Consider the following 20,395-nt stretch of genomic DNA (forward strand, 5'->3'; position numbering starts at 1 on the left):
CGTGATGAAATCCGCCCTGTTCGCCCTGCCGCTGTTCGCCCTTCTCGGCACGGCGCCACTGCCACCGCTCGATACCGTCATCGCCAACGGCCTGATTTACGACGGCAGCGGTGGCGAACCCTGGCGCGGCTGGGTCGGCATTCGCGGCGACAGCATCGTGGCGCTGGGCCGAAACGCCGTTCCACCGGCGAAACGCCGCATCGACGCGCGCGGCCAGGCGGTCGCGCCCGGCTTCATCAACATGCTCAGCTGGGCGACCGAATCGCTGCTGGTCAACCCCACCGCCGACAGCGACCTGGTGCAGGGCGTCACCCTGGAGGTGATGGGCGAGGGCTGGTCGATGGGGCCGCTGACCCCGGCGATGAAGGCCGAGGCGCTGAAACAGCAGGGCGACATCAAATATCCGATTTCGTGGACCACCCTGCGGCAATATCAGGATCATGTCATCGCGCGCGGCAGCGCGGTCAACATCGCCAGCTTCGTCGGCGCCACCACGGTGCGCATCCACGAGCTGGGGGAGGCCGACGTGCAGCCCACCCCCGAACAGCTCGACCGCATGCGCGCGCTGGTGCGCTCTGCCATGAACGAGGGCGCGATGGGGCTGGGCAGCAGCCTCATCTATGCACCCGCCAGCTATGCCAAGACCCCCGAGCTGATCGCGCTCGCCACCGAAAGCGCCCGATGCGGCGGTCTCTACATCAGCCACATGCGCAGCGAGGGCGACCGGCTGCTGGAGGCGGTGGACGAGCTGGTCGAGATCGCCCGCGCCAGCGGCGGCCCCGCGGAAATCTATCACCTGAAAGCCGCCGGCAAGGCGAACTGGGGCAAGCTGGACGCCGTCATCGCCCGGGTGGAAGCCGCCCGCGCCGCCGGCACGCGCATCAGCGCCAACATGTACACCTACACCGCCGGCGCCACCGGCCTGGACGCCGCCATGCCCACCTGGGTGCAGGACGGCGGGCATGACGCCTGGGTCAGGCGCCTGAAAGACCCCGCAATCCGCGCGCGGGTGGTCGCCGAGATGAAGGCGCCCGGCAAGGACTGGGAGAATCTGCTGTTCGGCGCCGGCTCCGCGGACAATGTGCTGTTCCTGGAGTTCCGCAACCCGGCGCTGAAACCGCTCACCGGCAAGACCCTGGCCGAGGTGGCGCGAATGCGCGGCACAAGCCCCGAGGAGACCGCGATCGACCTCGTCATCGAGGACGACAGCCGCGTCGGCACCGCCTATTTCCTGATGAGCGAAGCCAATGTCGCGCGCCAGACCGCGCTGCCCTGGATGAGCTTCGGCAGCGACGAGGCGGCGCCGAAACCCGCCGGCGTCTTCCTGAAGTCGAACAGCCACCCGCGCGCCTATGGCAATGTGGCGCGCCTGCTCGGCCGCTATGTCCGCGACCAGCGCACCACCAGCCTCGCCGACGCCATCCGCCGCCTCACCAGCCTGCCCGCGTCCAACCTCGGCCTCACCGACCGTGGCCGACTGGCGCCGGGCATGAAGGCGGACGTCGTCATCTTCGACCCCGCCAAGGTGAGCGACCCCGCCACCTATGCCAAGCCGGCGCAACTGGCGACCGGCGTGGACATCGTGCTGGTCAACGGCACCGTTTCACTGATGAACGGCAAACCCACCGCCGCAACGCCGGGCCGCGTCGTCACTGGCCCCGGCTTGGGAAAGTGCCCCGCCTAACCGAGCAACCGCTCCACGATCAGCTCCGCTGCCTCCTCCGCGCTCATCGCCGTCGTGTCGATGCGGATTTCCGGTGCCAGCGGCGCCTCATAGGGGCTGTCGATCCCGGTGAAATTGGCGAGCTCGCCGCGCCGCGCCTTGGCATACAGCCCCTTCACGTCGCGCCGCTCCGCCTCGGCCAGCGGCGTGTCGACATGCACCTCGATGAACTCGCCCGCCGGCAGCATCGCCCGCACCATGTCGCGCTCGGCGCGGAACGGGCTGATGAAGGCGGTGATCACGATAAGGCCGGCATCCGCCATCAGCCGCGCCACCTCGCCCACCCGGCGGATATTCTCGATCCGGTCGGCCTCGGTGAAGCCCAGGTCCTTGTTCAGCCCGTGCCGCACATTGTCGCCGTCCAGCAGGAAGGTATGGCGGTTCATCCGGTGCAGGCGCTTTTCCACCAGATTGGCGATCGTCGATTTCCCGGCGCCCGAAAGCCCGGTGAACCACAGTACCGCCGGCGCCTGGTTCTTCAGCCTCGCGCGCGCCTCACGGCTGATGTCCATCGCCTGCCAATGGACATTCTGCGCGCGTCTCAACGCAAAGCTCAGCATGCCCGCCGCCACGGTCGCATTGCTGCGCTTGTCGATCAGGATGAAGCCGCCCAGCGTGCGATTGTCGCCATAGGCCTCGAACACCAGCGGCGCGTCGGTCGCCACCACGGCGACGCCGATGCCGTTCAGCTCCAGCGTCTTCGCCGCCAGCCGCTCCAGCGTATTCACATTTATCGCATATTTCGGTGCCTGCACCGTCGCCGATACCGTCTGCGTCGCCAGCTTCAACCAGTATGACCGCCCCGGCACCAGCGCCTCGTCCGCCATCCACACCAGCGTCGCCTCGAACGCATTCGCCGCCGCCGGCGGGTCATCGGCGGCCGCGATCACGCAGCCGCGCGAACAATCCACCTCGTCCGCCAGGCACAGCGTCACCGCCTGCCCCGCCACCGCCGCCGCCAGGTCATCGTCCGCGGTCGCGATCCGCGCCACGGTTGAGCCATGCCCGCCCGGCAGCACCCGCACCCGGTCGCCCACCGCCACCCGCCCGCGCGCGATCAGCCCGCTGAACCCGCGAAACCCGGCATCCGGCCGGTTCACCCACTGCACCGGCAGCCGGAACGGCCCAGCGGCGTCGCGGTCGGCATCCACCTCCACCGCCTCCAGATGCCCGATCAGGCTCGGCCCGCGATACCAGGGCATGGCCGCGGACGCCGCCACGATATTGTCGCCATGCACCCCGGACATCGGAATGGCGGTGAACGCCGCCATTCCCAGGCTGTCGGCAAAGGCGCGATAATCCGCCACGATCCGCTCGAACACCGCCTGGTCATAACCCACCAGGTCCATCTTGTTCACCGCCAGCACCACATGGCGGATGCCCAGCAGCTGCACCAGAAAGCTGTGCCGCCGCGTCTGCGTCAGCACGCCCTTGCGCGCATCCACCAGGATCACGGCGAGGTCGGCGGTGGAGGCGCCGGTCACCATGTTGCGGGTATATTGCTCATGCCCCGGCGTGTCGGCGACGATGAACTTCCGCCGCTCCGTGGAAAAGAAGCGATAGGCGACATCGATGGTGATGCCCTGCTCGCGTTCCGCCGCCAGGCCATCGACCAGCAGCGCGAAGTCGATCTCCACCCCCCGCGTCCCCACCCGCGCGCTGTCCGCCGCCAGCGCCGCCAGCTGGTCGGCGAAGATCGTCCGGCTGTCGTACAGCAGGCGTCCGATCAGCGTCGATTTGCCATCGTCCACGCTGCCGCAGGTGATGAAGCGCAGCAGCGATTTTTCCGCATGCGCCGCCAGATAGCCGTCGATGTCGGCGGCGATCCGCGCGTCGGGCTGATACACACTCATCAGAAATAACCCTCGCGCTTCTTCCGCTCCATGCTGGCGGCGCCGTCATGGTCCACCGCGCGCCCTTCCCGCTCCGACGCGGTGGACAGCAGCATTTCCTGCACCACATCGGCCAGCTCGACCGCCCGGCTTTCGACCGCACCCGACAGCGGCCAGCACCCCAGCGTGCGGAACCGCACCCAGCGCTCCGTCACTACCTCGCCCTCGCGAAACCGCATCCGGTCGTCATCCACCACCAGGATCATGCCATCGCGCTCCACCGTCGGGCGCGGCGCGGCGCGGTACAGCGGCACCAGCGGGATCTCCTCCCGCCGGATGTAGTGCCAGATGTCCAGCTCGGTCCAGTTGGACAGCGGGAACACCCGGATGGTCTCGCCGCGCGCCTTGCGGCCATTGTACAGGTTCCACAGCTCGGGCCGTTGCGCCTTCGGCTCCCAGACATGGCCGGGCCGGCGGAAGCTGAACACCCGCTCCTTGGCGCGCGCCTTCTCCTCGTCCCGCCGGGCGCCGCCGAACGCCACGTCGAAGCCGTGCGCGTCCAGCGCCGCCTTCAGCGGCTCGGTCAGCATGGTGTTGGCATAGAGCGTCGCGCCGGTATCGAAGGGGTTCACCGCCCCCGGCTCGCGGTTCTGCGCCACGATCAGCTTCAGGCCATGTTTCGCCACCATCGCGTCACGATGATCGAGCAGCGCGCGGAAATCCCAGCCGGAGGCGACATGCAGGAAGGGAAAGGGTGGCGGCGCCGGCCAGAAGGCCTTCACCGCCAGGTGCAGCATCACCGAACTGTCCTTCCCCACCGAATAGAGAAAGACCGGATTCTCCGCCTCCGCCACCACTTCGCGGAAGATATGGATGCTCTCGGCCTCCAGCCGGTCGAGGTGGGTCAGGGTCATGGCGCTGCTCTAACGACCGCCCCGGCGGGGAGCGCAATAGTTTTTCTTTAGGCCGGGTTCGGCTCCGCGCCGCGCGCGCGCCGCGCCTGCAACCGGCGCGCCACGATGTAGAACAGCGGCGTGAACACCAGCCCGAACAGCGTCACGCCGATCATCCCGCTGAACACCGCCGTCCCCAGCGCCTGCCGCATCTCGAACCCCGGCCCGCTGGCGATCACCAGCGGCACCGTGCCCAGAATGAAGGCCAGGCTGGTCATCAGGATCGGCCGCAGCCGGATGCGTGCCGCCTCCACCGCGGCCTCCACCGCGTCGGCGCCGCGTTCCTCCGCCTCTTTCGCGAACTCCACGATCAGGATGGCATTTTTCGCCGCCAGCCCCACCAGCACCACCAGCCCGATCTGCACGAGGATGTTGAGGTCGATGCCGCGCAGCGTCACGCCGACCAGCGCCGCCAGGATGCACATCGGCACGATCAGCAGGATGACCAGCGGCAGCACCAGCGATTCATAATTGGCCGCCAGCACCAGGAACACCAGCAGCACGCACAGCGGGAAGATGTACAGCGCGGCATTGCCCTGTGTCGTTTCCTGATAGCTGAGGTCGGTCCATTCGAAGCCCATGCCCTGCGGCAGCACCTTGGCGGCGATCGCCTGCATGGTCATGAGCGCGCGCGTGCTGGACACGCCCGGCGCGGTGTTGCCGGTGATCTCGGCTGCCGGATAGAGGTTGTAGCGCGGCACCCGGTCCGGGCCTGTGACGTCGCGGAAGCTCACCAGCGTCCCCAGCGGCACGATGGCGCCCGTGGTGGAGCGGGTGGTCAGCCGGGCGATGTCGTCGCGCGTCAGCCGGAAATTCTGGTCGGCCTGCGCCGTCACCCGGTAGGTACGGCTGAACAGGTTGAAATCATTGACATAGGCCGACCCGAGATAGACCTCCAGCGTGCTGAACAGCTCCGACAGCGGCACCTGCAGGATCTGCGCCCGCGTCCGGTCGACATCGACATAAAGCTGCGGCGTGCCATTTTCGAACGGGCTGAACACGCCCACCAGCGCCGGCTGCTGGCTGGCCGCGCCCACCATCGTCCAGGTCGCGCGGTTCAGCTCCGCCGTCCCCAGCCCGGCGCGGTCCTGGATGCGCATCGAAAAGCCGCCCGAGGTGCCCAGCCCCGGCACCGGCGGCGGTTGCAGCACGATGATGAAGGCATCCTGGATCGCCCCCAGCCGCCGCGTCAGGTCGGCGGCGATGCCCGCGGCGTCCAGCCCCGGCCGCTCCTCCATGGGTTTGAGGCCGATGAAGGTCGCGCCGGTGTTCGGCGCCTGCGTCCGCGTCGCGCCGGAAAAGCCCGCGAAACTCACGCGATAGGCGGCACCCGGCGTGGACGCGATGATCGCCTCCGCCCGTTTCATCACCGCATCCGTCCGCGCCAGGCTGCTGCCCGGCGGCAACTGGTAGGCGGCGATCAGATAGCCCTGGTCCTGCGCCGGGATGAAGCCGCCCGGCGTCCGCACCAGCATGAAGACGGTCAGCCCGATCAGCACGACATAGGCGACCAGGAACAGCGGCGTGCGCGCCGCGCTGAACCGCACCAGCCCGGCATAGCGGTCGGACAGCCGCTCGAACCCGCGGTTGAAACCGGCGAAGAAGCGCGCGACCGGGCCTGCCCGGCCGTCATGCGCCGGCGCGTGCGGTTTCAGCAGCAGCCGCGCCAGCGCCGGCGACAGGGTGAAACTGTTCAGCACGCTGATCGCGGTGGCGACCGCGATGGTGATCGCGAACTGGCGGAAGAACTGCCCGGTGATGCCGGAGAGGAACGCCGTCGGCACGAACACCGCCGCCAGCACCAGGCCGATCGAGATCAGCGCGCCACCGACCTCATCCATCGTCTTGCGCGCCGCGTCGCGCGGGCTCAACCCCTCGGCCAGGTTGCGCTCGACATTCTCCACCACGACGATGGCATCGTCCACCACGATGCCGATCGCCAGCACCAGCCCGAACAGCGTCAAATTGTTGATGGAAAAGCCCAGCGCCGACATCACCGCGAAGGTGCCCACCAAGGACACCGGGATGGTCAGGATCGGGATCAAGGATGCGCGCCAGGTCTGCAGGAACAGCAGCACGACGACGACCACCAAAATCACCGCCTCGAAGATGGTCGTCACCACCTCGTCCACCGACTGCCGGATATATTGGGTGGGGTTATAGACCACCCGATATTCGAGGCCTTTGGGAAAGTCTTTCGACAGCTGCTCCAGCGTCTTCAGGACCGAATCCGCCGTCGCCAGCGCGTTGGCGCCCGGCCGCTGCGACAGCAGCAGCGCCACCGCCGGCTGGCCATCCAGATAGGAATTGGTGGAATAATCGGACGCGCCCAGCTCCACCCGCGCCACATCCTTCAGCCGGGTGAAACGGCCGTCGGCGCCCGTCGCCACCACGATATCCTCGAAATCGCGCGGATCGGTCAGGCGGCCCTGCAAGGTCAGGTTGATCTGGAACCCCTCCGGCGAGGTCAGCGGCGGCGCCCCCAGCGCGCCCCCCGCCACCTGCACATTCTGCTGCCGCAGCGCCGCCACCACTTGCCCCGGCGTCAGCCCCAGGGTCGCGATCTTCTGCGGGTCCAGCCAGATGCGCATGGCATATTCGCGCGCGCCGAAGGCCTGAATGTCGCCCACGCCGTCCAGCCGCGCCAGCACGTCGCGCACCTGCAATAGCGCATAGTTGGTGATGTAGATCTGGTCGCGGCTGCGGTCCGGCGACACCAGGTGCACCACCATCATGATGTCCGGCGAGACCTTGCGCGTCACCACGCCGAAGCGGCGCACATCCTCCGGCAGCCGCGGCGTCGCCAGCGCCACGCGGTTCTGCACCAGCACCTGCGCGGTATCCAGGTTGGTGCCCGGCTTGAAGGTGACGGTCAGCGCCATGCGGCCATTGCCCGTCGACTGCGAGTACATGTAGAGCATGTTCTCGACGCCGTTCACCTCCTGCTCGATCGGCGCCGCCACGGTATCGGCGATCACCTGCGCGCTGGCGCCGGGCAGCTGCGCGCTGACCTGGATGGTCGGCGGCGCGATCTCGGGATATTGGCTGACCGGCAACGCCAGATAGGCGATGGCGCCCACCAGCAGGATCAGCACGCTCAGCACCCCGGCGAAGATCGGCCGGTCGATGAAGAAATGGCCGATCTTCATGACGCGGTCTTGCCGGGCACGCGCGTCGCCGCCATCTCGGCCTGGATGGTGGTCATCTTCGGCTGCACCTGCAAGCCCGGCCGCAACCGGACGAGGCCGTTGATCACCACCGTCTCATCGCCCTTCAGCCCGGTGCGGATCACTCGCAGGCCATCGATCAGCGGCCCCAGCGTCACCGGGCGCGGATTGATCGCGCCGTCGCTGCCCACCACGAACACCACCTTCGCCGTCTGGTCGCTGCCGATGGCGGTCTCCGGCAGCAGCACGGCGCGATATTCGCCCGAGCCCAGCAGCTGCATCCGCCCAAACATGCCCGGCACGAAGATCGCGCCCGGATTGTCGAACACCGCGCGACCGCGCATCGTCCCCGATTGCGGATCGATGCGGTTGTCCACGAAATCCATCCGCCCCCTGTGCGGCCAGCCCTCCTCGCCATCCAGCCGCAGCCGCACCGGGTTGGCCGCGTCCCTGCTGCTCGGCCGGTCGCCGGCCGCCGCCATGCGGGTATATTTCAGATAGGCCGCCTCATCGGCATCGAACACGAAGCGGATGGGGTTCAGGCTGGCGATGGTGGTCAGCAGCGTGCCCCCCGCGCCCCCGCCGGTCACCAGATTGCCGATGCTGACGGTGCGGGCACTGGTGCGGCCGCCCACCGGCGCGCGCACCTCGGTGAAGCTCAGGTTCAGCCGGGCGTCCGCCAGCGCCGCGCGCGCGCTGGTCACCGCCGCGGTGGCGCTCACCAGCTCCTGCCGCCGCTGGTCGAGCGTGCGGCCGGGGATGAAGCCCTTCGGAAACAGCTCCTCGGCACGCCCCAGTTCGGTCCTGGCGAACGCCAGCTGCGCCGTGGTGTCGGCCACCCGCGCCTCCGCCTGCGCCACCGCCACCCGGAACGGCCGCTGGTCGATCACGAACAACAGGTCGCCGGCCTTCACCGTATCGCCGTCGCGATAGGCGATGCGCTCCAGCTGCCCGCTCACCCGCGCCCGCACCTCCACGAAATTGATCGCCTCGAACCGCCCGGCATATTCGTCCCAGTCCTGCACGGTGCGGATCACCGGCTTCGCGGCATCGACCGGCAGCTTGAACGGCGGCGGCGCGTCGGGCTGCCCGCACGCCGCCAGCATCACCACAAACATCAGGGGAACAATCGACTTCACGGCCATGGGTCAAACCCTTCAGTTGACCGGCCTCGCCCAACGCCCGCAACCGGACGCAGCCCCGCGACTCCGATAGGGCAAGCCTAGCAGAGCCTTTAACGCATTGCAGCATTCAACATTTGGCGGGCGTCATGCCCGGCCGGCATGCTCCGCACGATAGGCGGCACGAAGCGAAACCTTGTCGATCTTGCCGCTGCCCAGCTTCGGCAGCGGATCGCTCACCAGCCACAGCCGCGCCGGCACCTTGAAGGCGGCGAGGTCGCGCTTCAGCTGCTCGCACAGCGCGTCCGCGGTCAGCGCCTCGCCCGGCTTCAGATAGACGACGGCGCCCACGATCTCGCCCAGCCGCTCGTCCGGCAGCCCGAACACGCTCGCTTCGGCCACCGAGGGATGGCTGTAGATCGCCTCCTCCACCTCCACCGCGCTGATATTCTCCCCGCCGCGGATGATGATGTCCTTCTTGCGGTCGACGATATAGAGATAGCCGTCCTCGTCGAACCGCCCCAGGTCGCCGGTGCGGAACCAGCCGTCCGCGCTGAACGCCGCCGCCGTCGCTTCCGGCTTGTTCCAGTATCCGCGCACATTCGCCGCGGAGCGGATGCACACCTCCCCCACATGCCCGGTCGCCGCCGGCAGGCCGTCCTCCCCGGCGATGATGATCTCGACGAGCGGCTTCGACGCCCGCCCGGTGGAGGACGGCTTCAGCCGGTAATTGTCGCGGATGTTGCCCGCGCCCACGCCGTTGGTTTCCGTCAACCCATAGCCGATCGCCGGCGACTTCCCCGGAAAGGCCTCCGCCAGCCGCTCGACATGCTCCGCCGGCCGCGGCGCGCCCCCCCCGGCGATATCCACCAGCGAGGACAGGTCATATTTGTCGCGCTCCGGATGCTGCATCAGCTCCAGCGACATCGTCGGCACGCCGACGAAATAGGTCGCGCGTTCCTTCTCGATCAGCTTCAGCGCCTCGCCCGCATCCCATTTGTGCATGATCACCAGCTTGCGGCCGATGGCGATCGAGACCAGCAGCACCGGCACGCTACCGGTGATGTGGAACAAGGGCACGTTCAGCAGCATCACCTGCTGCGGCGGCAGCGTCACGCCGGCGGCCTGCGCCAGGTTCAGCATGGCAAGGCCCATCACCAGATAGTTCATCGCGCCCGACACCACCGACCGATGCGTCGCCACCGCACCCTTCGGCGCGCCGGTGGAGCCGCTGGTGTACATGATGGTCGCGTCATCCTCCGGATGGAGCGGCGGCAGATACCAGGGCGCCGCCGGCGAGGCCGCCAGCTCCTCCTCCAGCGTCACCACCCCCAGCTCATGCGCCACCGTGGCGCTGGTGCGCACCGCGATCACCGGCAGCGCCATGCCGGGAATCTTCACGATCCGCCGCGCCCGCTCCTCGTCGGCGATCACCACCCGCGTGCCGCTGTCCTTCAGGCCATAGGCGATTTCCTCGCTGGTCCACCAGGCGTTCATCGGCACCACGATGGCGCCGATCTGGATCGCGCCCACGAACGCCGAAATCCATTCCGGGAAATTGCGCATGGCAATCGTCACCCGGTCGCCCTTCGCCACGCCATGCCGGTGCTGCAGCATCGCCGCGATCCGCACCGCCTGCCGGCTGATGTCCCCGAACGTCAGCCGCTCCTCGCCCAGCACCACGAATTCCTTGTCGGCATTGCTGCCCAGGAAGAAGGCCAGATATTCGCGCAAGCTGGGCGGCGCATTCTCGAACACCGGCAGCTCCACGCCCCGGATGGTCGCCTTCCCCACCGCCAGCTGCCCCCCCGGCGCAGTGATGGCGGCAACGGCTGCATCAACGGCATGATCAAGCGGCGTCAAAGCCATGAACGTCCCTCCCCGAAAGGCGCCTTCGCGGCGCATGTTTCACCGCCGCTACATGGCCGCGAACCGCGCCTGCTTCAACTGTTTTGAACAGCTCGCCGGCGATTGCAGCGGCGCGCGCGCGGCGATAGACTTCCGCCATGCAGGTTGGCGCATGAGCTTTTCCCTCCTCCTGCGCCGCTGGCGCCGCGCCCGCGGCCTCAGCCAGCTCGCCCTCGCGGGCGAGGCCGGCATCAGCGCGCGCCACCTCTCCTTCCTGGAAACCGGCCGCGCCCGCCCCAGCGCCGAGATGGCTATGCAGCTCGGCGCCACACTCGACCTGCCGCTCCGCGCCCGCAACGAGCTGCTGGTCGCCGCGGGCTTTGCCCCCACCTTCCGGGAGACCGTCGATCTTGACGCTCCCCACAATAGCGCGGTCGCCGAAGCGCTGCGCTTTCTGCTGAAAGCCCACCACCCCAACCCCGCCATCGTGATGAACCGGCGCTGGGACATCTTGATGGCGAACCGCGCCGCCAGCCGCTTCAGTCGCTTCTTCATCGGCCAGGCGGCGTCGATTTCCGACCATCGCCGGCTGGGCAACGCCGCGCACCTCTATCTCGCGCCCGACCTGTTCGCGCCCAGCATCCTCGACTGGGGCGATGTCGCGCGCAGCACGCTGGCCAATGTGCGGCGCGATGCGGCGACCGACCCGTCGGCGGGCGGCCCCGCCGACTTGCTGGGCGAACTGCTCGCCTACCCCGCGGTGGCGGCGATGGGGCGTGGCGCCGCGCCGACCGACCCGCCGCCGTTGCTCGCCACGCGGCTGGCCCATGACGGCGTCACGATCAGCTATGCGACGCTGCTGACCAGCTTTGGCACGGCGGCCGACGTGTTCGCGGAGGAATTGCGCATCAAGACCTTCATGCCGCTGGACGCGGCGACACGCGACTTCTTCGCCCGCATCGCCGCGCGCGAAAGCGACCTTATCGCGGCATGAGCGAGCGGCGGCGGCGCCGCAGCGTGCTGCCCACCAGCCCGAAACCCGCGATCATCAGCGCCCAGGTGCCGGGCTCCGGAATCGGCGCGACCGTGGGTGCCGTCGTATAGCGGATCTGGTCGATGCCGAACACCGTCCGGCTGTAGAGATTGACCGTCAGCCCGCCCGCGAAGCTGACGCCGGGGCTGACCAGCAGATGCCCGGTCGCCGGCGGGGTGATGACCCCGCTGGACCAGAGGAGGTCGTTCGCGTCGCTGAACACCCGCACCTCGGTCGTGAACATGAAATCGGCCCGGCTGCTCGCGATCCGGAAGCTGTCGATCGTCAGCGTCACGGTCGGGTCCAGGCGCAGAAGCCGGAACTGCAGGAAGGACTGGTCGTCCCGCGCATAGCCCGCAAGATCGCCATGGCCGATGTCCTGATAGCGAAGTCCGACGATGCGGCTGCCCGTGGCGGGAAAGCCGGTCGAGAAGCTTTCGAACCGCGTGTCCACCTGCGCCGTGCCGCCGAACCCGTCACGCACGAAAGCGGGAAAGGCGGGATCACGCGCGCTGCGGTCGAAATCGACGACGGTGGTCAGGGCGGCGGCGGGCGCGGCGGCAAGAAGCGCCGCGAAAAGCATGAAACGCATGGACTGTCCCCGTTGGCAACCGGCGAAGCGGCCGGCACGAACAGGATGCCGCGCACGACCGCCGGCTGCCAATTACGCCCGAGGTAAGCGACCCCGGGCGTGCCGCCCTCAATAGTTCATCAGGCGGGCCAGCCGGTCGCCATGAAAGGCGCTGTCCCCAAAGGTCTCGTTCGCCGCCCGGGCGCGCTTCATGAAGAATCCGATGTCGAAATCATCGGTCATGCCGATGCCGCCGTGCATCTGCACCGCCTCGTTGGTGGCCAGCTTCGCCACCTCGCCCACCTTCGCCTTGGCCAGGCTGACAAACACCGGCGCCCGCACATCGCCGTCGTCCAGCGCCTGCAAGGCGCGCAGCGAGACGGAGCGCGCCAGCTCCACCTCGCAGAACAGGTGCGCGGCGCGGTGCTGCAACGCCTGGAAACTGCCGATCTTCACCCCGAACTGCTCGCGCTGCTTCAGATAGTCGACGGTCATCGCAAAGCTGGTGTGCGACACCCCCAGCATCTCGGCGGCCAGGCACGCCCGCCCGGCATCCAGCGCCGCCGTCAGCAGCGCATAGCCGCCGCCGACCTCGCCGATCACATCGGCGCCATCGACCTGCACACCCTCCAGCACCACGCTCGCGCTGTTGCGGCTGTCCACCATCGACCGCCGCTCGACCCGCACGCCCGCCGCCTTTGGATCGACCAGGAACAGCGTGATGCCGGCCTTGTCCGCCACCTCGCCGCCGGTCCGCGCCGCCACGATCAGCCGGTCCGCCACATGCCCGTCCAGCACATGCGCCTTCTTGCCCGTCAGGCGGAACCCGTTGCCGCTCGGCTCGGCGCGCGTCTCCACATGGCTCGGCGCATGCCGCGCCCGCTCGTCGCTCGCCAGCGCCAGCAGCAGCTCGCCCGTGGCGAGCTTCGGCAGCAGCGCCGCCTTCTGCTCCTCGCTGCCCCCCTTCACCAGCACCGCGGCGGACAGGACCGAGGTCGCCAGGAAGGGCGACAGCGACAGGTTCTTGCCGATCGCCTCCTGGATCAGCCCGGCCGCCACCCAGCCCAGCCCGGCACCGCCATAAGCCTCCGGCACCGCCACGCCGGCAAAGCCCATCTCCGCCATCTTCGCCCACAGCCCGCGATCGAAGCCGGTCGCATCCTTGGCATCCCGCAACCGCCGCAATTCCGCGACCGGCGCATGGTCGGCGAAAAACCCCTCCGCCGCCTCGCGGATCATCGCCTGTTCGTCGTTCAACACCAGCGCCATTCGGCGTCTCCTCCCCTCATGATGGCTCCGCCGGCGTCACGCGCCGGGAAGCTCCAGCACGCGCTTCGCAATGATGTTCAACTGAACCTCGCTCGTGCCCCCCTCGATGCTGTTCGCCCGGCTGCGCAGCCAGCTCTTCGCCAGATCGCCATCGCCGCGCTCCTCGCCCTCCCACAGCAGGCCATCGCTGCCCTTGATGCTCATCAGCAGCTGCTGGCGATTCTTGTTCAGCTCCGTCCCATAATATTTCAGCATCGATGACAGCGCGCCCACGCCCTGCCCGGCCTTGGCCTCGTCCTTCACCCGCTCCATCGTCAGCCCGAACGCCCAGGCGTCCATCTCGTGCCGCACGATGTCGGCGCGCAGCAGCGGCTCGGCCTTCAGCCCGTCCTCGCCCAGCGCCTTCTTCGCCATCGCGCTCATCCCGTCGCGGCCGGTCGAGCCCATGTCCATCCCGCCGATCATCTCGCGCTCATGCGTCAGCAGATATTTGGCGATGTCCCAGCCCTTGCCGCGTTCCCCCACCAGGTTCGCCGCCGGCACCCGCACATCGTCGAAAAAGGTCTGGCAAAAGGGCGAATAACCCGAAATCAGCTTGATCGGGCTGGTGCTCACCCCCGGCGAGGCCATGTCGAACAGCAGGAAGCTGATCCCCAGATGCTTCGGCTTGTCCGGATCGGTGCGCACCAGGCAGAAAATCCAGTCGGCGCGGTCGGCATAGCTGGTCCACACCTTTTGGCCGTTGACGATATACTCATCGCCGTCCAGCACGGCGCTCGTCCGCAGGCTCGCCAGATCGCTCCCCGCCCCCGGCTCGCTATAGCCCTGGCACCAGCGGATCTCCCCGCGCGCGATGCCGGGGATATGCGCCAGCTTCTGCTCGTGGCTGCCATATTTCAGCAGCGCCGGCCCCAGCATCCAGATGCCGAAACTGCTCAGCGGCGGCCGCGCACTGATGCGCCGCATCTCCTGCGCCAACACCTTGGCCTCGTCCTTCGAAAGCCCGCCGCCGCCATACTCACGCGGCCACTCCGGCACCGTCCAGCCCTTCGCCGCCATCCGCTCCAGCCACAGCTTCTGCGCCTCGCTCTTGAAGCGGAATTTGCGCCCGCCCCAGCAGACATCGCTGTCGCTCTTCACCGGCTCGCGCATCTCCGCCGGGCAATTTGCCTCCAGCCAGGCCCGCGTCTCCGCGCGGAACGTCTCCAGGGCGTCGCTCATCCCACCATCTCCCATGGCCTTCCCGGTCTCCCAACCGTAAGAAGGCCCCCTATCCTGTCAGAACGGGCATGTGGCAATGATTCTCGACTTTTTCCAGCACCCTGTCGAATGGGCTAGCCTCAACATCTCCCCCATCGCCCTCTCTGTGGGCCCGCTCGACCTGCGCTGGTACAGCCTCGCCTACATCGCCGGCATCGTCTTCGCCTGGTGGGCGCTGGCGCGGATGATCCGCCGCCGCTCCGCGCCCCCGATGACCAGCCAGAACCTCGATGAGCTGATCAGCTGGGCGACGCTGGGCGTCATCGCCGGCGGCCGCCTCGGCTATGTCCTGTTCTACAATCCCCGCCAATATCTCGCCGACCCGCTGGAAATCCTGAAACTGTGGGATGGCGGCATGAGCTTCCATGGCGGCGCGCTCGGCGTCATGCTCGCCATCTTCCTCTATTGCCGCAAGCACGGCCTCGATGCCTGGCGCGTGCTCGATTACGCCGCCGTCGTCCAGCCGATGGGCCAGCTGCTCGGCCGCCTCGCCAATTTCATCAACGGCGAACTGCCCGGCAAACCCACCGACGGCAGCTGGGGCATCATCTTCGAACCCGGCGGGCTGCCCGCCCACCCCAGCACCCTCTACGCCGCCGCCAGCGAGGGCCTGTTCCTGCTGCTGCTGATGAGCGCGCTGTTCTGGTTCACCCGCGCCCGTCTGCGCCCCGGCCTGCTCGCCGGCATCTGGGTGGGCAGCTACGGCCTGCTGCGGCTCTGGCTTGAAACCTTCCGCGCCCCCGATCCGCAGCTGACCGACTTCGCCGAGCGCACCGGGCTGCACATGGGCCAATGGCTCTGCCTGCCGATGATCGCCGCCGGCCTGTGGCTCATCTGGCGCGCCCGCCGCCGCGCGGCACTCGTGGCGTGATCCGCTTCGCCGGCACGCTGCCGCTCGCCCGCGTCATGGCGCTCGCGGCAGACGCCTATTACGCCACCCGCGAACCCTTCGGCGCCGCGGGCGATTTCGTCACCGCGCCGGAAATATCGCAAATGTTCGGCGAGCTGCTCGGTGCCTGGGCCGCCGACCTGTGGCAGCGCGCCGGTTCGCCACCACGCCTCATCCTCGCCGAACTCGGCCCCGGCCGCGGCACGCTGATGGCCGATGCGCTGCGCGCCACCCGCGCCATCCCCGGCTTCACCCCCGCCATCCACTTGGTCGAACGCTCCCCCCGCCTGCGCGCCGTCCAGCGCGAGAAACTCCCCCACGCCACCTGGCACGACCGGCTCGACACCCTCCCCACCAACGCGCCGCTGATCCTCTTCGCCAACGAATTCTTCGATGCCCTTCCCATCACCCAGATCGAGCGCACCGCCACCGCCTGGCAGCTGCGCGGCGTGATGATGGACGGAGACACGGCCCGCTTCACCACCCTGCCCGAAGACGCCACCGCCTTCGTCCCCGAACCCCTGCGCGCCGCCGCCCCCGGTGCCATCTACGAACGCAGCTTCGCCGGCGAGAGCCTCGCCGCCGCCATCGGCAAACGCCTTACCGCCCAGGGCGGCGCGGCGCTCCTCATCGATTACGGCCACAGCGGCCCGGCGCTCGGCGACACGCTGCAGGCCATCCACAACGGCGCCTTCGCCGATCCACTTACCGCGCTGGGCGAAGCCGACCTCAGCGCCCATGTCGATTTCACCGCCCTCGCCACCGCCGCGCGCGTCACGGCCCACGGCCCCACCGATCAGGGCGCCTTCCTCCACCGCCTCGGCATCGCCGCCCGCGCCGAAACCCTGAAGGCCGGCAAACCCCTGGCCGTGAAGGCAGAGGTCGAGGCGGCGCTGGCCCGCCTCACCCACCTCAGCGCCATGGGCCGCCTGTTCAAGGCGATGGCGCTCACCGCCCCCGGCTGGCCCACGCCCGCCGGCTTCGCATGAAAGCCGCCCCCATGGATCCCTTGTTCGACTTCACCGGTCAGGTCGTGCTTATCACCGGCGGCAGCCGCGGCCTGGGCGCCGCCATGGCCCGCGCCTTTGCGGAACGCGGCGCCGACCTCATCATCGCCAGCCGCAAACTCGACGCCTGCGAAACCCTCGCCGCCGAACTCCGCACCAACAGCCGCCGCGCGCTGGCCGTCGCCGCCCACTGCGGCCGCTGGGCGGACATCGACGCGCTGGTCGAGACCGCCTACGCCGAATTCGGCCGCGTCGACATCCTGGTCAACAACGCCGGCATGTCCCCCGCCTGCCCCAGCCACCAGGTCAGCGAGGCGCTGTTCGACAGCATCCTCAACCTCAATTTCAAGGGCCCCTTCCGCCTCGCCAGCCAGATCGCCCACCGCATGAGCACCGGAAACGACAAGGCCGGCGGCGGCGCCATCCTCAACATCAGCTCGGTCGCCGCCACCCAGGCGATCCCCGGCGTCGTCCCCTACGGCGGCGCCAAGGCCGCGCTCGAATCCATGACCCGCGGCCTCGCCCGCGAATATGCGCCGAAGGTGCGCGTCAACGCCATTGCCGCCGGCCCCTTCCTTACCGACATCGCGCAAGCCTGGACGCCCGAGGCCCGCCAACACCAACCCGTCGCCCTCGCCCGCCCCGGCTTGCCGCACGAGATCATCACCGCCGCCCTCACCCTCACCAGCCCCGCCAGCACCTACACCACCGGCGCCCTCCTGCGGGTGGATGGCGGGCCGCGTTAGCGAACATCAGCAACAATCCGTGGCGGTTGCCAAGCTGTAGAGAAGACGATGCAGTTGCTGTTGTGCGCGACTGCTCACGTCACCCATCATGAGCTTGCGATTGCGCAACGCACCCTCACTTGATGACAGCGCTCACAAGCCCTCTAACATACTCGACCAGCTCCTTTAGTTGATCGGGCGAGTTTTTATGAACGAGCTGCAGAAGCGTTAACGTGTCGCGCTTTTTATTAAATGTGACGCGCTGGTCGGAAAGTTCTGCGCACGTTTCCGCAATCAGCTTGGCGGCGTCGACCCGAGACTGCCACACGGCATCATTGATGTCGCCCGACCACTCGGGAATTTTGAAGTGTTCCGACGCAGCAAGTGATTTCAGACAAGCCGCCACCTGTTGGACTGCCGGCTCATCTGTCGGCTCAAGTTCTTTGTCTCGTACGAAGGTAGCAATCGACTCAGGATCGATCAGGTAGCATTCGATATGCCGCCGAGGGAGGAAATGAAGCTTGCCGTCGGAATCACGCTGCATCTGTTCTTTGTCGGCGTCTGAGAGCGTTTCGCTATCGAAGCTGAATGCCGCGCTAACAACCAGCGGCACTGCGGCCTCAGTCAACCGCCGGTAAATCTGATAGATCAACTCTTTTTCACGACGTTTCGTCATGAAATCGCCAGTTGCCATAACCGAGGTAAAAGCCGTTCCACGCGGAAGCGCTTCGCCGTCAGCAATAGAGTATATGTAGGGAAAACAAAGCTCCTCGGTTGGACCTTCAACCCAAACTACTTGATCAGCCGCGAAGACATCTGCCATTGAGACGCCGAGATGATCCGCCACCTCTCTGAATGCATCTACCTTGTCCATTTCGATGCTCGTTACTGAAGATTCATAACCAAGCCGTTTTATCATAATTAAAGTCTTTGGATTGCTGAAGCCAATGACTTCGGGGGCATGGGTCGAAATAATATACTGATGGTGCAAATAATCTGTCTGTAGAACACGAAGTAGAGCTTTGACAGCAGCCGGATGTAAAAAACTGTTTATTTCATCAATAATAATGATAGCATTTTCAACAGTCATAACTGCTAACAGAATAGCAATTACCTGCGCCACACCGGTGCCGCTTTGCAGCAAAGGAAAGCTCAGCTCCATACGCTCCATGGACTCCGTCGGCCAGATACGGACTTCGCTCTCACCTTGGGGTGTTGGGCGCACGCTGACATTGCCGACCGTGGGGAAAATTTCACGTAGATGAGCAACAAGTCGGTGAAAAACATCTCCACGCTCACCCCCTAGCGTTTGAAGTACAGACGGAAGGTTAGCAGCATTTGGAGAAAGGCGTGAGCTATGGATAAAACTCGATCGGCCCACATTCATACGTTCAGCAGAAAAGCTGAACATTATTCGCTGCCATAATTGATAAACTATCGATGGCAGCCCATCTCCGCCATTTTGTATGCTGCCAGGTTCAACCTTTCCTCCTCGGGCATGCAATTGAATACAAATCTCCTGCAGATTGGGATTATGTTGAAAATCACGGTGCGATGGATAAGAGGAAGAGAACACCACGCCAGGATAGTGATCGATATGCATCCTCAATAGCATACGCTCAAGCATATTCGTAGCGTAGACGGCATAAACTTCTCCATCTGGCACTGGCATGGTGCTTGAGCCAGTTCGCAGAATTTGGTCGCGAAGCTCGCTTCCACTTACATCAATCACCAGCTGAACATGGGGCATAGGAAGCTGCGAGTCTTCCCATCGTTCAGGGGTTCGATGCCGATCATCAGCTAAATCCGGCTGCAATGCGCGAAGTAGCGCACTTTTGCCAGCATTGTTCTGGCCAACGATTAGATTAATGCCGTCCGTGAATTTGATCTCGCCTGAGTCATTGAAAGACTGAAAGCCGAGGATGCGCATACTATGCAGTTTCATAATACCTCCAAAGTAACCTTAGCGGCTGAAATCGGCTGTGGGCTAGAGGTTATCTCGATCTAGTGGCGTCGCCAGCATCAAAAACATGAGTGGTAGAACGAAAAGGTGGAGCGAAGCATCCGATGCGATTAGATCGAGATTTGCTCAAACTAACCGGAAAGCATCGGGAAGAGATGGCGATGACACTCGCTATCGACCCCCCACGAACCCCGCCGGCGTCTCCACCCGCAGCCCGGGAAACAGCGCCGCCATAGGCCCCGCGTTCCACGTCACGATCGCCGGAATGCGCGCCAGCACCGCGCTCTGCCCGATCAGCCAGTCATGCAGCCGCGCGCCGACATTCCCCTGCCCGGCATAGAGCCTCACCCCGTCCAGGCCCCCCGCCGCGGACAGCCCGACCAGCCGTGTCGCCGCCGCCACCGCCTCCAGCGCCGCCCAGGCATCCTGCGCATCCCAGCCGAACGGCGCGCGCGTCCCGCGCTTCGTCAGCGTCACATAAGTCTCGGCGTAACTGTGCGCCGCCACCGCGAAGCTGTTGGCGGGATAACGCTCGAACAGCGCCACCGACGCCGCATGATCCTCGTGCATGGCGGCAACGCTGGCGACGATCACATTGCTGTCCAGCAGCGCCAGCGGCACCGTCAATCCCCGCGCTCCCCCAGCCGCGCCGCCAGGATCGCGGCGTCCGTCTCCGCGCGCGACACGCGCCGGCCATCGGTCATCACCAGCAACAGCCCCTTGCGCACCAGCCGGCCATGCGCCGGCTCAACGACCGGCGGCACATAGGCCCGCAAGGCCTCCTCCACAATCTGCGTCGCCGTCATCCCGGTCCGCCGCACCAGGCTGCTCACCCGGTCCCGCACGAACGCCGAGCGGATGTTGATCTGCGCGGATTGCGAACGTGCCATCCCCATCAACTAACCCAAATCACCCGCCGTGTCTAGCCACCGCTGACGTCTGTCTAGCAAGCTGAACGGCACACCACGCACAAAAAGCCTTGCAATCCGGATCCTTCCATGATAACCATGTTGGTCAATCACGAGTCGCCGTTT

Annotated in this window: 16 protein-coding genes; 5 read left to right on the top strand and 11 right to left on the bottom strand. The window is 66.8% G+C overall.

The window, feature by feature from the left end:
- The first annotated feature begins 4 nt into the window (after nucleotides 1-4).
- A complete protein-coding gene (locus tag H3309_RS14395; RefSeq protein WP_182295463.1) occupies nucleotides 5-1,684 on the top strand; it encodes an N-acyl-D-amino-acid deacylase family protein in 1,680 nt (559 codons plus the stop codon).
- Here H3309_RS14395 and cysN read toward each other — a convergent pair.
- From cysN to H3309_RS14420, 5 genes are all read right to left on the bottom strand, one after another.
- Nucleotides 1,681-3,576, bottom strand: coding sequence for a sulfate adenylyltransferase subunit CysN (gene cysN, locus H3309_RS14400; protein ID WP_182295465.1), 1,896 nt, complete (start codon nucleotides 3,574-3,576; stop codon nucleotides 1,681-1,683). The genes H3309_RS14395 and cysN overlap by 4 nt on opposite strands.
- Entirely contained in the window at nucleotides 3,576-4,469 is an 894-nt protein-coding gene (gene cysD, locus H3309_RS14405) for a sulfate adenylyltransferase subunit CysD (protein ID WP_182295467.1), read from the bottom strand. Before cysD ends, cysN begins: the two co-directional genes overlap by 1 nt.
- 47 nt (nucleotides 4,470-4,516) lie before the next feature.
- On the bottom strand, nucleotides 4,517-7,657 hold the full coding sequence (locus tag H3309_RS14410) for an efflux RND transporter permease subunit (RefSeq protein WP_182295469.1): 3,141 nt from the start codon (nucleotides 7,655-7,657) through the stop codon (nucleotides 4,517-4,519).
- Nucleotides 7,654-8,793, bottom strand: a complete 1,140-nt coding sequence (locus H3309_RS14415) for an efflux RND transporter periplasmic adaptor subunit (protein WP_207791516.1) — start codon at nucleotides 8,791-8,793, stop codon at nucleotides 7,654-7,656. The genes H3309_RS14410 and H3309_RS14415 overlap by 4 nt, the downstream gene beginning before the upstream one ends.
- 150 nt (nucleotides 8,794-8,943) lie before the next feature.
- The gene (locus tag H3309_RS14420) at nucleotides 8,944-10,665 is read right to left on the bottom strand and encodes a class I adenylate-forming enzyme family protein (RefSeq protein ID WP_182295473.1); all 1,722 of its coding nucleotides are present in this window, start codon (nucleotides 10,663-10,665) and stop codon (nucleotides 8,944-8,946) included.
- A gap of 151 nt (nucleotides 10,666-10,816) precedes the next feature.
- Here H3309_RS14420 and H3309_RS14425 point away from each other — a divergent pair, with 151 nt between their 5' ends.
- Nucleotides 10,817-11,638, top strand: a complete 822-nt coding sequence (locus tag H3309_RS14425; RefSeq protein WP_182295474.1) for a helix-turn-helix transcriptional regulator — start codon at nucleotides 10,817-10,819, stop codon at nucleotides 11,636-11,638.
- On the opposite strand, the gene H3309_RS17400 is transcribed toward H3309_RS14425, so the two are convergent.
- The 3 genes from H3309_RS17400 to H3309_RS14440 all read right to left on the bottom strand — a co-directional run bounded on the left by H3309_RS17400 (nucleotide 11,625) and on the right by H3309_RS14440 (nucleotide 14,738).
- Nucleotides 11,625-12,269 carry a PEPxxWA-CTERM sorting domain-containing protein gene (locus tag H3309_RS17400; protein ID WP_243453749.1) on the bottom strand — a complete coding sequence of 215 codons (645 nt, stop codon included), beginning with the start codon at nucleotides 12,267-12,269 and terminating at the stop codon, nucleotides 11,625-11,627. The two genes, H3309_RS14425 and H3309_RS17400, sit on opposite strands and share 14 nt — an antisense overlap.
- Nucleotides 12,270-12,377: 108 nt before the next feature.
- Nucleotides 12,378-13,517 carry an acyl-CoA dehydrogenase family protein gene (locus tag H3309_RS14435; RefSeq protein ID WP_182295476.1) on the bottom strand — a complete coding sequence of 380 codons (1,140 nt, stop codon included), beginning with the start codon at nucleotides 13,515-13,517 and terminating at the stop codon, nucleotides 12,378-12,380.
- A 36-nt stretch (nucleotides 13,518-13,553) separates the two neighbouring features.
- On the bottom strand, nucleotides 13,554-14,738 hold the full coding sequence (locus H3309_RS14440; RefSeq protein ID WP_182295478.1) for an acyl-CoA dehydrogenase family protein: 1,185 nt from the start codon (nucleotides 14,736-14,738) through the stop codon (nucleotides 13,554-13,556).
- 76 nt (nucleotides 14,739-14,814) lie between these two features.
- Between H3309_RS14440 and lgt the strand changes: the two genes are divergently transcribed.
- From lgt to H3309_RS14455, 3 genes are read left to right on the top strand one after another with little or no spacing between them, the layout of a single operon-like run.
- Nucleotides 14,815-15,648 carry a prolipoprotein diacylglyceryl transferase gene (lgt, locus tag H3309_RS14445; RefSeq protein WP_182295480.1) on the top strand — a complete coding sequence of 278 codons (834 nt, stop codon included), beginning with the start codon at nucleotides 14,815-14,817 and terminating at the stop codon, nucleotides 15,646-15,648.
- Nucleotides 15,645-16,655, top strand: a complete 1,011-nt coding sequence (locus H3309_RS14450) for a class I SAM-dependent methyltransferase (RefSeq protein ID WP_243453750.1) — start codon at nucleotides 15,645-15,647, stop codon at nucleotides 16,653-16,655. The genes lgt and H3309_RS14450 overlap by 4 nt, the downstream gene beginning before the upstream one ends.
- Nucleotides 16,652-17,419: an SDR family NAD(P)-dependent oxidoreductase gene (locus tag H3309_RS14455; RefSeq protein ID WP_243453751.1), complete on the top strand. Its 768-nt coding sequence runs from the start codon at nucleotides 16,652-16,654 to the stop codon at nucleotides 17,417-17,419. The genes H3309_RS14450 and H3309_RS14455 overlap by 4 nt, the downstream gene beginning before the upstream one ends.
- A 115-nt stretch (nucleotides 17,420-17,534) precedes the next feature.
- On the opposite strand, the gene H3309_RS14460 is transcribed toward H3309_RS14455, so the two are convergent.
- From H3309_RS14460 to H3309_RS14470, 3 genes are all read right to left on the bottom strand, one after another.
- The gene (locus H3309_RS14460) at nucleotides 17,535-19,343 is read right to left on the bottom strand and encodes an ATP-dependent nuclease (protein ID WP_182295482.1); all 1,809 of its coding nucleotides are present in this window, start codon (nucleotides 19,341-19,343) and stop codon (nucleotides 17,535-17,537) included.
- 189 nt (nucleotides 19,344-19,532) lie between these two features.
- Nucleotides 19,533-19,982, bottom strand: a complete 450-nt coding sequence (locus H3309_RS14465; RefSeq protein ID WP_243453938.1) for a PIN domain-containing protein — start codon at nucleotides 19,980-19,982, stop codon at nucleotides 19,533-19,535.
- 2 nt (nucleotides 19,983-19,984) lie between these two features.
- Nucleotides 19,985-20,251, bottom strand: coding sequence for a hypothetical protein (locus tag H3309_RS14470; RefSeq protein WP_182295486.1), 267 nt, complete (start codon nucleotides 20,249-20,251; stop codon nucleotides 19,985-19,987).
- Nucleotides 20,252-20,395 lie beyond the last annotated feature (144 nt).

Origin of the sequence: Sandaracinobacteroides saxicola, assembly GCF_014117445.1 — a bacterium.
GTDB classification, from domain to species: Bacteria; Pseudomonadota; Alphaproteobacteria; order Sphingomonadales; family Sphingomonadaceae; genus Sandaracinobacteroides_A; species Sandaracinobacteroides_A saxicola.

Bases quoted from the DNA above. Each gene is read 5' to 3' on its own strand.
- H3309_RS14425 (WP_182295474.1), top strand. From the start codon at position 10,817: ATGAGCTTTTCCCTCCTCCTGCGCCGCTGGCGCCGCGCCCGCGGCCTC.
- cysN (WP_182295465.1), bottom strand. From the start codon at position 3,576: ATGAGTGTGTATCAGCCCGACGCGCGGATCGCCGCCGACATCGACGGC.
- H3309_RS14460 (WP_182295482.1), bottom strand. From the start codon at position 19,343: ATGAAACTGCATAGTATGCGCATCCTCGGCTTTCAGTCTTTCAATGAC.
- H3309_RS14410 (WP_182295469.1), bottom strand. From the start codon at position 7,657: ATGAAGATCGGCCATTTCTTCATCGACCGGCCGATCTTCGCCGGGGTG.
- H3309_RS14415 (WP_207791516.1), bottom strand. From the start codon at position 8,793: ATGTTTGTGGTGATGCTGGCGGCGTGCGGGCAGCCCGACGCGCCGCCG.
- cysD (WP_182295467.1), bottom strand. From the start codon at position 4,469: ATGACCCTGACCCACCTCGACCGGCTGGAGGCCGAGAGCATCCATATC.
- H3309_RS14395 (WP_182295463.1), top strand. From the start codon at position 5: ATGAAATCCGCCCTGTTCGCCCTGCCGCTGTTCGCCCTTCTCGGCACG.
- H3309_RS17400 (WP_243453749.1), bottom strand. From the start codon at position 12,269: ATGCGTTTCATGCTTTTCGCGGCGCTTCTTGCCGCCGCGCCCGCCGCC.
- H3309_RS14440 (WP_182295478.1), bottom strand. From the start codon at position 14,738: ATGAGCGACGCCCTGGAGACGTTCCGCGCGGAGACGCGGGCCTGGCTG.
- H3309_RS14420 (WP_182295473.1), bottom strand. From the start codon at position 10,665: ATGGCTTTGACGCCGCTTGATCATGCCGTTGATGCAGCCGTTGCCGCC.
- H3309_RS14470 (WP_182295486.1), bottom strand. From the start codon at position 20,251: ATGGCACGTTCGCAATCCGCGCAGATCAACATCCGCTCGGCGTTCGTG.
- H3309_RS14455 (WP_243453751.1), top strand. From the start codon at position 16,652: ATGAAAGCCGCCCCCATGGATCCCTTGTTCGACTTCACCGGTCAGGTC.
- H3309_RS14435 (WP_182295476.1), bottom strand. From the start codon at position 13,517: ATGGCGCTGGTGTTGAACGACGAACAGGCGATGATCCGCGAGGCGGCG.
- lgt (WP_182295480.1), top strand. From the start codon at position 14,815: ATGATTCTCGACTTTTTCCAGCACCCTGTCGAATGGGCTAGCCTCAAC.